Origin of the sequence: Photobacterium andalusiense, from assembly GCF_900185625.1 — a bacterium.
GTDB lineage: Bacteria > Pseudomonadota > Gammaproteobacteria > Enterobacterales > Vibrionaceae > Photobacterium > Photobacterium aquimaris.
Genome location: NZ_FYAJ01000002.1, coordinates 78,390 through 91,766, shown reverse-complemented (window position 1 = coordinate 91,766; position 13,377 = coordinate 78,390). Strand labels below are relative to the sequence as shown.

Here is a 13,377-nt window from a genome sequence, read left to right as displayed (position 1 = left end):
TCTTTTGAGTAGATAAAATATACATCATTGACAAAGCATTATCAGCGGCTCGATTTTTATATCATCCAACTGTTGATAGACACTGATTGCCTGTTTTGCTTCTTTTTTAGGGGTTTTCTGAGTCGACTTTAAAAAGCTATGAATAATAACGATATCACCGTCTTTTGTTTTAACGAACAATACTCTTGCTGATTCTTTGCCATTATCGACCCTTAACTTATAAATTAACCCTTTATATTTCCATATTTTTGGATTGAGTAATTTTAAACTTTTACAATGATAAATATCATTATGGGATTGATAAGATAGAAATTTATGCTCAATGTTTAATTGTAACTTTGCTGAAATGTCATCAAAAAAGTTATAAAGTGCTATCGTTCTCGCTTCTTTTTGTACTCTATAAATGTTCATTTTTTTATCGTTAGCTTAACGCAATATATTTGACATTAGGCTCTTCAATAATGAAAAGCCATATGATTCTTTTTTATTCCGGAAGTACCCAATCTGGGCGCGGAAAATGGCAAGTGTAGCCATTCGGTTGATGCTCAAGATAATCTTGATGTTCAGGCTCTGCTTGCCAAAAATTACTCGCAGCCACCACCTCGGTCACTATTGGTCCAGGCCAAATAGTGGAAGCATCCATCTGCTTAATAATATCTTCGGCAATAGCCTTTTGCTCATTAGACATATAGAAAATAGCAGAGCGATAAGACGAACCGATATCATTCCCTTGCCGATTAGGGGTTGATGGATTATGAATTTGAAAGAAATAAGCAAGGATTTTAGCAAAGCTTGTTTGCGTGGTATCAAAGGTAATTTCAATCGCTTCAGCGTGGCTACCATGATTGCGATAAGTCGCATTATCAACATCACCGCCAGTATAACCAACCCGTGTAGATACTACACCGTGTTGGCGACGAATAAGATCCTGCATTCCCCAAAAACATCCACCAGCCAGTATTGCTTTTTCGAGACTCATATCACTACTCCTATTGTCACATTGCGTGAACCCATGAGTTTTCATACAACCACAAGTTAATATTTATCGCAATAGCTTTGGACAGCCAAATATTTTAAATCTTAAATAGAGTTCCACAACAATAAACCATTCCTCCAGCAACAGGCGCATTGACTATAAAAATTACCGCTTATTATTTAATTTATTGGTTAACTAGATGCTATTACTATATTTCACGATCGCCAACACCCACAATCCTGATACCTATTGCGGTATATTGTTCTAATTATAAAAAGCCATATCTAATTGGGATGTAGCTGATGACTTGCTGATTTTCCTTTACACCAATGTCCACCTGCATGTTGTTTGAAAGCACACATTCTGGACCATTTACCACTTACATTAGCGTAACGTTCCATAAATTGTTCACTATGCTCAAGCCAAGCGGCTGGCGTTATTCCCAATTGCTGTAAAATCTTAGGTTGATTCGATGTTATAAACCCTTTTTTATCACTGCGAATACAGCGACCAGTCCAGTCTATAAGTTCAAGATAATCGGCAAAAGCAAAGTTTATTCCGGCTGTTTTAGCCTGATGCTCTGCGCCAACAAAGGGTAATAATTGAAAATGACTACTCTTTGATGGTGATTGTTTAGCGGAGGTTTTCTGTTGCTGATATTCACGAATACGCTGCTGAATTGAGGTGAAATCTGATTGCTCTAATGACGGCGTAACACCTGCCCTAATCGGATTTAAGTCAACATACATCATGCAAGATAGTACCGCTTGCTCGTCTAATAATGCTTGAGACTTAAACCGCCCTTCCCAAAATGCTCCTTTGCATTGATCTTCTTTATTAGCTTTTCGTGCTATTTCTTCATTAAGACAGCGCATAAACCAGCTAATACTGCCTAATCGTTGTTGCCATTCAGCGACTAAATTTGATAACGCTTGCTGTTTTTTAGCACCTATCTGGCCCTCTTTTAAAAAATCAACGGCAATAGGATGACCATTAAATAACTGTAACCAGCGTGATATTACCGCTTCAGGGAGAAGCTTTTGTTGCTGCTCAGTATCTATTTTTAGTACCAAATGGTAATGGTTACTCATCACTGCATAAGCGCATACATCAATACAAAAGACAGCTGCTAATTGTTTGATTTTATTTACTATCCAACCTCGACGATGATGATAGTTCTTGCCGTTATATGGATCGTCACCACATAAATATGCTCGCCGTACGCAGCGATTTATCACATGATAAAAAGGTGTAATTTGAGGCTCGATCAATTTACGTCTTGAGATTGTCATCGGTTTCACCATAAGCAACTTGAAGCTTAAGTGTAGTCACTCATGGTTAATGTGCAATGTTATGGCTGTCCTTGTTCTTTTTCTTATTTCTTTTATAGATCACAAGTTAACCATTCAGCTAAAAGCATGACTCAATACAGTTATTATTTTAAAAAATGAGAGCTAGGCTACAAAACGTTATGGCTAATCATTGTCTAATCCCACCCAATGAAATTATTTGAATAATCAGACGATTGTATAGCTAACGAAGATATATATGAACAATATAACTATAGCGCAACCAGCAACACTAACAATGCCTTTACTGCTTACTCAAGTAGACACCGAACTTAGCCAACACCAACTTGATTTGATCGCGATAAAAGGATCATATTCGCAATTTTTTGACTATTTTAATGCCCTATTAGCTCCATCGATTAGTGGCTGGGTTGATGCGGTTAATAGTGATCACCAAACTCTATCTAATCTCAATAGTCATTATGGCAATTTAGCTTTTGCGCATTATCTTGCCCGTCAATATGATACTAGTCGTTGGTCAGAAGAAGTGACGGTTATGACTCGTGGTTTTATTACTATCACAGATCAAAAACTGTCTTTTAGCCCAATTAATATTCATCATATTTACGATTATCTATTTACCGAAATGGTAGATATCGATGTACTCAAACATCAGTTTAGACACTTATTGATCACTGATAATATTAATTATTTATATCGCAATACTCCGCCGTGTATACACAGATATGCTATTGATGATTCGGAAAATATAGCAAAACGGATACAGCACAATATCTCTTTCTTATGGATGCTATATATCAAAACAATCGCGACCATGACCCAAGCAATCATTAACACTAAATAGTTACCGATATAACAACGCCACATCATTCAGTAATAGATATCTCTTACTGAGTGATATGGCGATAAAAGTCGATGCTATAACAGCAACTAGTTTAAAGTAGTTGTCTTAGTTTATGTCCAACTAATGGATCGTTAGGAACAAGTTGCTGAGCCATTTCTAGCAGTTGAATTGCATCTTGTGGGTGATCATCTTGATGTTTTATCGCGATATCAATCAAAGGCTGTACATCAATTTGAGCTTGATGCTCTTGTACATGTGCTTCTTTTTCATCGATAAGAATATTATGTGCGGTACTCAATAAACCAAGACGATGCTCGGAGTAAGCATTGGCTTTATTGAGACTCTGGTAATACTCTTCTTTAAAACGTAATGTTTTGGTTTGCTGACGGAACTGGGCAATATCAATTTGCTGATGACGTATAAAATCTACTGCAACCTGCTTATAAAATCCAAATTTATTAAGATAAGTCGCATGGGTTCCATGTCCCATTCCAAATACCCGTAAATGTGTCAGCTCAGGGTAACGTTTAGCATGCAGACGATCTATATTATTGGTGGGATCATAAATGATATACCCTTTAGCTTTGCCTAAATCGAGATCATGATAGTTACTTTCCCAATCAAACTGCTGTGCTAATGCAGTACTTGATCTGTCATCCCACGGTGCAATCGCTTGATTCTTGGTGCTCACAGGGTGAAACAATAGCACTTGATCAAGTTGTAATAAGTTCGCAAATGCACCCACAGCAAAACCACCACGACTTAACCCATAACCTAATCGATATTTAAATGGTTCAAGTAAGGTCGATAATTGCTCAATAAAGAATATTAAGTTACGACTACGAAACCAATTACTTTTACCTAAATGCTGAAAAGAAATAACATTAACTTGCTGTTTTTTGGCTAAACGATAACCCCAAGGTGCAAAATCATCATGCAGATCTTGCTCCAAAATATTGGTTCCCGCAGGTGAAAATGTAAATAGTAATGGCTTATTCACATCAATAAACTCATACTTAACAAACACATCACCAACTAAATCACCTCCCGCCATCGGTAATTGTACTTGTTGCTGCGAACGAGAGAGTGTTAACCACTCATCTAACCAATACAATAATTTCATTTAACTCACCTTTAAAAACAACCGCGAAAGTGTAACAAAGATCACAGTCAAACGAAAATATTAGTTAGATTACTAATCATTAGTTCTATTAATAAATTTCTCCAATAATCGCCAACACCTTCTTATTAAACAATTTGTTGACTTTCCCCATAGTGGAAGCTTTATAGTGTTATACAAAATAAAACATAACGAGATCACCATGAAAAAATCATCTATTGCTGTTCTTTTTGCGGCACTCCTTTCTACTACAGCTTTTGCAACTGATTCTATCGCCGATCATAGTCAGCATATGCCCATCACAAATCTCGCCGCATCAAAAACAATGATGGACGATTCGATGACAGCAATGTCAGGAATGCATTCTTTGAAATTAACAGGTGATCCAGATTTAGATTTTATTGCTGGTATGCTGCCTCATCATGAAGGAGCTATCGTGATGAGTGAATCAATCCTACCGACATTAACTGATCCTGCTGTACATCAATTAGCTATCGACATTATTAAGTCACAAAAAGCAGAAGTGATTTATATGAAGCAATGGTTGGCTTCTCATAAAGAGTTACCACTTGCTCAACGAGATATGGCTAATTCAAAAGAGATGATGGATAAATCAATGAAAATCATGCATAACATGATGAAGGTTAAACTAACGGGTAACCCTAATATTGATTTTATGGCAGGCATGCTCCCTCACCATGAAGCTGCTGTCGAAATGACTGAAGTCATCATGCCTTACTTAAAAGATCAACCGACTAAAACCTTTGCGACAACCATTGTTAAAGCACAACTTAAAGAAATTGCATTTATGAAGACATGGTTAAAAAATAATGCTCCCGCGATGCAAAAAACAACGGTTACGAAAGCAATGACAGGACATGAGCACCATTAATAATCGTTAAATTTATTATTAATATCTAAAAAAATCCGGCTCATTTAAGCCGGATTTTTTGGGTTATTTAATCAATTGAAAACTCTTTATATTGACCACTTTCAAGCCCATCAACCGAAATATTCCCTACAGATACACGATGTAACGCTAATACTTCATTTTGAAAAAAGCCAAACATCCGTTTTACTTGATGATACTTACCTTCAACTAATGACAACCGCGCTTTATAGTCAGAGAGTATTTCTAAATCTGCAGGCTTGGTAGTGATATCCTCATAGCCAAAGTAAATCCCCTTTTTAAATACTTGAATGTATTCCTCGGTTAATGGTTTAGATAGCGTAACCTCATACACTTTAGCGAGCTTTGTTTGTGGCAAACTTATTTGACGCGACCATGCACCATCATTGGTTAATAACACTAACCCTGTGGTATTAAAATCTAAACGCCCCACAATGTGTAACTGCTCTTTTTGCGGATGATCAATAAGATCTAATACCGTTTTATGTTTTAAGTCTTTGGTTGCGCTTACAATACCTTGCGGTTTATGCAACATAATATAAATCGGTTTATTATTCTGCAGACATCGTCCATCCAATTCGACTTCTGTAAATTGGGTAACTTTTTGATGAGTAGAGTGCGCTACCAATCCATCGACAATGATTCTTTTTTGAGCCACTAAAAGGCGCGTATCTGAAATAGAATGAGGACTATTTTGACTAATAAAACGATCGAGGCGATGAGTATACGATTTCATGAAATGATGATAGCCATAATATAGAGAAAATTTACCGTTGGAATAATAACAGAAATGAGACGTAGCTATCTTTTAAAACATTAGAATGCAGCTTAAAAAACCGCCCTGCATTCTAAATAAAGCAAATGCTAAAACCTACTGTTTAGTAAGATAAAATTAACGCGTAAATTTATCGCCCCATTGTGGCCATAACGCACCAAGATCCATATGATCCTCGATGGTATCAGCAATACGATCAATACCTTGCTCACGAATCTGCTCAAAATCAGGAGTTTGTGTGGCTTCTAAACCCGCCCAGTATAAAATTGCATCACATGCGGCTTGTTGTTCAAAAATACCGTGTAAGTAAGTGCCAAACACCTGATTATCACAACCTAACTGACCATCAGGGCCATCGGTTAATTGTAATGGTGCGTTGGCACTAACACCTTGAGTTACACCAGCATGAATTTCATAACCTTTTACCGCAACAGGTGTTTGATTTGGCAGTGTTAACGTGCCTTTTGTTTGTTGTAGGCATTTGTTTTTCTCAATGGTTGTCGCAATAGATAAATAGCCTAAACCACGGCTTACTCCTGCTTCACCTTCAATTGCATACGGATCGGCAATGGTTTCACCTAACATCTGATAACCACCACAAATTCCCATTACTTTGCCACCTAAACGTAAGTGACGCTGAATCTGCTTATCCCACCCTTGTTGACATAAAAAGGCTAAATCGCTACGAACACTTTTAGTGCCAGGAATAATGATTAAATCTGCGGCAGGAAATGACTGTCCTTTACCGACGAACTGTAAATTAACTTGAGGATGCATGCGCAGTGGATCAAAATCAGTATGGTTACTCACCCGTGTAAGAACAGGAACAACCACTTTTAACTGATGATCTGCAGCTTCAACTTGCTGACAATTGATCGCATCTTCAGCTTCAAGCATTAGACCATGTAAATACGGTAAAACACCTAATACAGGCTTACCTGTTTTTTGTTCTAGCCATTCTAAACCAGATTCAAGCAACTTGATATCACCACGAAAACGATTAATAACAAAGCCTTTAACACGTGCTTGTTCTGATTCAGACAACAATGCCAACGTGCCATAGATATGCGCAAATACACCACCACGATCAATATCTGCAATAATGATCACGGGCACATCGGCTTTTTCAGCAAAGCCCATATTCGCAACATCATTGTCACGTAGATTAATTTCAGCTGGGCTACCCGCCCCTTCAATAATAATCGTCTGATACTGTTGTTGCAGCAGCGTGAAAGATTCCATAATCGGTGCCATCACCACTTTCTTATAGTTGTGGTAACCAACAGCATTCATATCAGCTAAAGCTTTACCCTGAACGATAACTTGTGCGCCAACATCAGTGTTAGGCTTGAGTAACACTGGATTCATATGCACGCTCGGTTCAATACCACATGCTTGTGCTTGAACAGCCTGTGCTCGCCCTATCTCGCCACCGTCTTGGGTTACGGCACTGTTTAAGGCCATATTTTGTGATTTAAACGGAGCAACGTTAATTCCGCGGCGTGCCAATACACGGCATAATCCTGCCACTAGCACACTTTTACCAGCATCAGAGGTTGTACCTTGTACCATTAGTGCGCGTGTTGTCGGCTGTAATGTATCCGTCATTTACTCATTCCATGTTGATAGTATCGGGCTGCGATAATCACTGTTTGTCGGTACTTATTAAGTATCCGATAGAAAAAGACGTTTCAATTATCGCTAATATGATATAAATAGTAATCATTTTCTATTTATCCTTTATGAATTATCTCCTTTTTCACTCTCACGTTATCAAAAAATTAGCGCCACCTATTGCAATTACCATTGCCAGCGTTTTATTTGGTTTAGCACACTTTAGCGGTGATCCCTTATTTATCATAATTGCAACATTGGCTGGCATACTTTATGGGCTAAGCTATTATTGGACTAGGAAGATAACGATCGCTATCGTGATTCATTTTGCATTTAATTTAGTATTTTTTACTTATCCACTTCCATTGTAAACATGCAAATCTGAGTATCATTCGATGTGATTTAATAATACAACGCAGGGATAAGGAGCAAAGGGACATGTCTAAATTATTGCTCATTGATGTTCTCAATAATCCAAAAACATTACTCAAGATTGATGCTAAACACAGCTATCAAGTTATTACCGAAGCTCGGCATCTATCATTATTAGGCCAATTACGGGCGCGTTGCCAACTTGCACAAATTGAACAAGATTTGCCGCTGCACACTCAACAACAATTAATGTCAGGCTTTTATAGCTATCAAAAACAACAGCAGCAGCTGGTACTAGAGCATCAGCATCTTACAGAGCTGTTTCAAGGAGTGATTAGCAGTTGGCGTTATTTACGCGGCAGCGCATTACAATGGCTTGATTGTGATATGTTTGCAGGAAGGGTCAAACATAATATTGATATTTATGTGCCACCACAACATGTGCCCAACGTTGAAAAAGCTCTGCTAAGTAATGGCTGGCGCTATAAAAACATTGCTGACTATGAAGAAACGTTTTATCGCCGCTGGGCGCAACAAACCACACCGCTGATTCACAAACAACGCCGAACTGAAGTAGCAATTCACTTTCAATTATTACCCAAAACCTTGAGTAATAAACTGAACTCAGCACCTTTGCTACACCATCATTTATCACCTCGTATTTGTGAGCCTGCAACATTATTATCGCCCGATGCGATGGTACTTCACCAAGCCATAATGTTATTTAACCAAATAGATTATCAGTATGGATTACGTGATATTTATAGCTTATATTTGCAATTTATTTACTTTAGCCAACACCCTACTTTTTGGCATAATTTGATTCAACTCCAACAGCAAGTCGGTAACGATAATAGCCTGTATCTTGCGGTAAGTTTATGCCGTGATTTATTCAATTTATCGGTTCCTGAGACTGCACTCGCCTATTTTCAACAACAAAAATCACATCGCGTCTGTTATTGGATTTATAAGCAACGTTTTATTGATGCGTTTATTTATCAGTTTCCTTTACATCGTAATGCTGACTATCGAGATGCGGTAAAATCATTACGCTTTCGAGGCCGTTTAAAACAAATGCCTATATATTGTATTGTGCCTCATATCATTAAGCGATTAATTATTAACAGTATTCCACACGATGATGAAGAAGTAATTTACTAGCAATAATTAACCCAGTGAGGCATTGCACACTCACTAGGCTTAATATACGTTTACACCGACAAAACTTTTGCTAAAAAACGCTGTAATTGTTCAGTCACAAATTGTGGTTGTTCTAAGTTACTGATGTGTCCCGCGTCTGGAATAAGCACGTATTCACTGCCATCAATCGCATCATGCATTAATTGCGCTTCCAGCGGTGGACGCGGATTATCTTCAATGCCTGACATAATTAATGTTGGTAGTGTCAACTGCTCAATATCATCAAAGGTATCACGACGACCAAATACCATACGTCCCATCTCAGACACAGCAACAGCACGATCCCCTTGCAAGCTTGATAAATGTTCGCGGAAATCACTCACTAACTGTGGATTATGAAGATGACCGTCACGACGGAAAAATAATGGCGCAATCATATCAATCAATGCCGCAGGTACTTGTTGCTGATCGCGTAACGTATCTAGCATTGCAAAATATTTCGCATGTAACACCTCCGGTTCATAGCCTAAGAATGTATCCATCAACACCAAAGCTGTCACACGAGTAGGTGCTTTGAGCGCTAACTCAGCACCCCACATACCGCCAACAGATAACCCAATCATCGCAAATTTTTCAATCTGCAAATGATCAAGTAAGTCCAAGACATTATCAGCATAGTCACGTAAGGTACGCGTCGCCATCGGCGCACTATCAGAACTGCCGTGAGCCCAAAAGTCAGGTACAATACAACGATAATGTTGGCTTAATACCTCAATTTGCGGCGCCCACATTGCACTATCCCATAAATAGCTATGACCAAAGACCAGTACAGGACCTGTACCTTGATCACGATAAGTCATCTGCTGACCATCAATAGCGAACCTTTGCATTGTTGGTATCCTTTTTTAGTTAACATTTTTGATTAATATGGATGAGTTATTACGCTACGTTATTGCAACACACTAGCATAACAACTATACCATTGATGTTACTTGGTATTTATTTCGAATATGCGCAAGTCCTTGGCGATAGAATACCCAAGCACATAATCCAGCGGCTATATTACCGAGCATTGCTCCAGTAAACAGCCCTGATAAGCCCGCAAAATGGGCTCCAAGCCATAACACTGGTAAATAACACACAAATAATCGTAATGCAGAAATCAGTAATGCACGCATTGGTAGCCCCATTGCATTACAGACCGACACCATCAACATACAAATACCTAATGCCCCTAAACTGATAGGTACACGAGTTAAATGAATCATCAGAATATGTTGTACTGAGGTATCTGTGGTTAATAGCTGTGTTAATGATTGCGCGCTCAAAAATAGTACTGCGGCAATCGCAATTTGCCATAGCAGCACAAATCGCACAGCTATCGTGATTAACGCTTCAATACTGGCGATATCTTTACGTCCCAGCAAACGCCCCACCATCGGTGGCATTGACATAGTGAGCGCAAGTACCACCACTAGTGAAAAGAATTCTAGTCGTGATCCTAATGCCCAGGCTGCAACTGTTGCAGCACCAAAACCGGCCACTAATTTAGTTGCTAAAATCGCTGAAACTGGCGGTAATAATTGGCTTAACATTGCCGGTGCCATAATATGAACTAATTCTTTAATCGCTTTATAAATCGCTAATCCTCGCCAGTCAAAACTCAACCATTGACGTTTAATTAACAGCGGATAAACCACTAACATACCAATAGTGAACGAGGAAATCGTTGCCCATGCTGCACCGTTAATACCCATATTAAAAGTAAACATGAATAACGGATCTAAACCAATATTAAGTACACTAGTAATGACCATCATAATACCCGGAAGCAAGGTATTACCATTAGCGCGACAAATGCTATACGCAAAGTACACCATCGAGCCACACCAAGCACTCGCCAGCCATACAGGCCAATAACTATCAATTACAGCAAACACATTAGATGGCGCACCAAGCAACCATAATAATTGATGGCGACCAAACCAGATTGCAGCACACAATGCCATAATGCCGAGATCGCCAATAATCACCACCACACCGCCGAGCTGACGCGCACGATGATGATCATTATTGCCTAACACTCGTGAAATTAATGCCGTGGTCGCAATGCCTAACCCAACCTGTAAACCAATAACTAACATTTGCATTGGTAAGGTAAAGCCTTGCGCAGCTAAAGGTAGAACACCTAGTTGACCAATAAAGGCACTATCAACTAATTGAAAACTCATTAGCGACAGTACACCAAATAACATCGGCCACGTCATAGTGAACAATTGATGGGCTAAGCCATGGGGTTCGAAATGAGTACGTGTTTTTTGTTTCATAATAGTAACTTAAATAAAACGTTTATATAAATATCTAGTGTCAAGCCACAACCTTGTACTCAATACCAATAAAAAATCCCCGCCATAGCGAGGATCAGAAGTAATATTGAAGCGTTAATTAGCGTATAACTAATTTTACTAAATCTGCTGGGCGATAATAAACTGATTTCAACACTTTTCCTGCTCGAATAAGTTTACCATCGACATCTACATCCTGTGCACATTTAGCAATAATATAATCACCTTTAGTGCTTGCCATTAATACAACACCTTGCTTGGCATAGAAAGCTTCTGTTTCGTCGTATTGCTGCTGACTACGACATACTTTACTCATATTGCTTGAATGAACTTCATTCCAACAATCAATAAAGTTAAAACCTAGGCGCTCAGACATTTGTAATAAAATATCAATTAGGTAACTGATGCCAATATTATCACCAATTTTTTTATCGCCTAAATGCACCAAACGGCCCATTAATACATACACTGAATCAACAATAGCATCGGCTTGTTCAACTAAAGAATCAGCTTCAGCTAGTTCGGTCATTTCTTCAACCGCTAATGACGTATGTAAAGCATCAGCTTGTTCATCAAGGCTGGCAGGATTTTCAATATCTAAATCAAAGGTGGAACGAAACTCTCGAATATCGCTGTAAAGGTGATCGAAAAGGGATTGGTCTAGCGTAGAAAGCTTCATTCGAATATCCTTGTTTCAGGTTTAAAGGCTGGCGGGATTGTAGATTGATCATCAGACTAATGCTCTCAACAAAATCACGCGACGGTCGAAGATACTAATCCAATCCTTTACCAGATACAAAACCAATTACTTAAAAATCGTTAGCTTGATGACAAAATAGACTTAACTATTGTTAGACGACGCTAAAACATAACAATTGAGATATCATTATTCGTATTTAATCACTTGCGAATTAAAGTAAAGCCAATAAAATTTCTACGATAATGCTCATAGCGAGATAATAATATGTATGTTGGAGAAGTGATGATTGCAGGTCACCGTGGCGCGCGTGCAGTCGCCCCAGAAAACACATTAATATCCATGAAAGCCGCAGCTGATGCTGGCGCAACATGGATTGAGACCGATACTCAACTGTGTGATGATTTAATCCCAGTCATTATTCATGATAAAAGTGTTCGTCGTTGTACTAATGGTTCTGGAAGTGTACGCCATAAAACACTCAATGAACTAAAGCAATTAGACGCTGGAAGCTGGTTTGCAACTGAATTTGCAGGCGAAACAATTCCAACATTAACTGAGTTACTGCAAGCTTGTGACGATTACGGATTAAATCTCAATCTTGAAATCAAAGTCCATTATGAAGAAGAAGTCGAACTTCAAGTGCGTAAAACGATTGAAGCAATTAAAGACTATGGTTTCGATACTGAACGCTTAATTCTTTCTAGCTTCTCTTACAACGCAGTAAAGTACTGCTTACAACAATGGCCAGAAGTTCGCCGTGGACTGATTATTGAAGACTGGGTGCCCGATATTGCCCGCTTAGATGCTAAGCTTGATCTCTACAGCATTCATTTAGATCATCATTTACTTAATCAAAAGCTTGCACAAGAAATTACTGATGCTGGTAAAGTGCTCCAAATATGGACCATGAATGATCCTAAAAAAGTAGAGAAATTTACTCGTTGGGGCGTTAGCACTATTATTAGTGATGATCCTGGCTTATTAATTTCAGCAACAAATAACCAATAACTACTTCCTAAGATATTGTTTGCGAGTCAATTATTTTAAATGATTGACTCGCTACAGCACATCCTTTTCCTCTCTTATTTATTCACTCTTCGTTAATCACTGTTAACCTATAATTAAGACAGCTATTATTAACATTTAAAATCGCAACCTTATATTCCAAAATAATACAAACAATTTGTGTTTGATCTCATTAAAATGTAACTATATGTTTATAGGGAATATAAATTATTATCATTCTATTTATAACTCTCTTTTATTACACA

The 13,377-nt window shown here is 38.3% G+C and carries 14 protein-coding genes; 5 read left to right on the top strand and 9 right to left on the bottom strand.

Going from position 1 to position 13,377, the window contains the following annotated elements; translation table 11 throughout:
• Nucleotides 1–24 precede the first annotated feature (24 nt).
• The 3 genes from PAND9192_RS05875 to PAND9192_RS05865 all read right to left on the bottom strand — a co-directional run bounded on the left by PAND9192_RS05875 (nucleotide 25) and on the right by PAND9192_RS05865 (nucleotide 2,268).
• A complete protein-coding gene (locus tag PAND9192_RS05875; protein WP_087852972.1) occupies nucleotides 25–411 on the bottom strand; it encodes a type II toxin-antitoxin system RelE/ParE family toxin in 387 nt (128 codons plus the stop codon).
• A 73-nt stretch (nucleotides 412–484) separates the two neighbouring features.
• Nucleotides 485–979, bottom strand: coding sequence for a peptide-methionine (S)-S-oxide reductase MsrA (gene msrA / locus PAND9192_RS05870; RefSeq protein ID WP_087852971.1), 495 nt, complete (start codon nucleotides 977–979; stop codon nucleotides 485–487).
• A 281-nt stretch (nucleotides 980–1,260) separates the two neighbouring features.
• Complete coding sequence (locus PAND9192_RS05865) at nucleotides 1,261–2,268, bottom strand: transposase (protein WP_087852970.1); 1,008 nt, start codon at nucleotides 2,266–2,268, stop codon at nucleotides 1,261–1,263.
• A gap of 256 nt (nucleotides 2,269–2,524) precedes the next feature.
• On the opposite strand from PAND9192_RS05865, the gene PAND9192_RS05860 reads away from it, so the two are divergent.
• Nucleotides 2,525–3,130 (top strand): hypothetical protein, encoded by a 606-nt coding sequence (locus tag PAND9192_RS05860; RefSeq protein ID WP_087852969.1) that lies wholly within the window; start codon nucleotides 2,525–2,527, stop codon nucleotides 3,128–3,130.
• Between the two features lie 91 nt (nucleotides 3,131–3,221).
• Here the strand turns inward: PAND9192_RS05860 and PAND9192_RS05855 are convergent, their stop codons facing one another.
• Nucleotides 3,222–4,253, bottom strand: a complete 1,032-nt coding sequence (locus PAND9192_RS05855) for a cytosolic protein (RefSeq protein ID WP_087852968.1) — start codon at nucleotides 4,251–4,253, stop codon at nucleotides 3,222–3,224.
• Nucleotides 4,254–4,452: 199 nt separating this feature from the next.
• On the opposite strand from PAND9192_RS05855, the gene PAND9192_RS05850 reads away from it, so the two are divergent.
• Entirely contained in the window at nucleotides 4,453–5,142 is a 690-nt protein-coding gene (locus PAND9192_RS05850; protein WP_087852967.1) for a DUF305 domain-containing protein, read from the top strand.
• A gap of 67 nt (nucleotides 5,143–5,209) precedes the next feature.
• On the opposite strand, the gene PAND9192_RS05845 is transcribed toward PAND9192_RS05850, so the two are convergent.
• Together PAND9192_RS05845 and PAND9192_RS05840 are read right to left on the bottom strand one after the other, a co-directional pair.
• On the bottom strand, nucleotides 5,210–5,896 hold the full coding sequence (locus PAND9192_RS05845) for a pseudouridine synthase (RefSeq protein ID WP_087852966.1): 687 nt from the start codon (nucleotides 5,894–5,896) through the stop codon (nucleotides 5,210–5,212).
• 156 nt (nucleotides 5,897–6,052) lie between these two features.
• On the bottom strand, nucleotides 6,053–7,543 hold the full coding sequence (locus tag PAND9192_RS05840; protein ID WP_087852965.1) for a cobyric acid synthase: 1,491 nt from the start codon (nucleotides 7,541–7,543) through the stop codon (nucleotides 6,053–6,055).
• 134 nt (nucleotides 7,544–7,677) lie between these two features.
• On the opposite strand from PAND9192_RS05840, the gene PAND9192_RS05835 reads away from it, so the two are divergent.
• On the top strand, nucleotides 7,678–7,920 hold the full coding sequence (locus PAND9192_RS05835; protein ID WP_087852964.1) for a CPBP family intramembrane glutamic endopeptidase: 243 nt from the start codon (nucleotides 7,678–7,680) through the stop codon (nucleotides 7,918–7,920).
• Nucleotides 7,921–7,987: 67 nt separating this feature from the next.
• Nucleotides 7,988–9,082: a nucleotidyltransferase family protein gene (locus tag PAND9192_RS05830; RefSeq protein WP_087852963.1), complete on the top strand. Its 1,095-nt coding sequence runs from the start codon at nucleotides 7,988–7,990 to the stop codon at nucleotides 9,080–9,082.
• 50 nt (nucleotides 9,083–9,132) lie between these two features.
• On the opposite strand, the gene PAND9192_RS05825 is transcribed toward PAND9192_RS05830, so the two are convergent.
• The 3 genes from PAND9192_RS05825 to PAND9192_RS05815 form a co-directional block, all read right to left on the bottom strand.
• Entirely contained in the window at nucleotides 9,133–9,951 is an 819-nt protein-coding gene (locus tag PAND9192_RS05825; protein ID WP_087852962.1) for an alpha/beta fold hydrolase, read from the bottom strand.
• 84 nt (nucleotides 9,952–10,035) lie between these two features.
• A complete protein-coding gene (locus PAND9192_RS05820; RefSeq protein ID WP_234998981.1) occupies nucleotides 10,036–11,388 on the bottom strand; it encodes an MATE family efflux transporter in 1,353 nt (450 codons plus the stop codon).
• Between the two features lie 118 nt (nucleotides 11,389–11,506).
• Nucleotides 11,507–12,085 (bottom strand): nucleoside triphosphate pyrophosphohydrolase family protein, encoded by a 579-nt coding sequence (locus PAND9192_RS05815; RefSeq protein ID WP_087852961.1) that lies wholly within the window; start codon nucleotides 12,083–12,085, stop codon nucleotides 11,507–11,509.
• A gap of 285 nt (nucleotides 12,086–12,370) precedes the next feature.
• Between PAND9192_RS05815 and PAND9192_RS05810 the strand changes: the two genes are divergently transcribed.
• Nucleotides 12,371–13,114: a glycerophosphodiester phosphodiesterase family protein gene (locus PAND9192_RS05810; RefSeq protein WP_234998979.1), complete on the top strand. Its 744-nt coding sequence runs from the start codon at nucleotides 12,371–12,373 to the stop codon at nucleotides 13,112–13,114.
• Nucleotides 13,115–13,377: the final 263 nt, after the last annotated feature.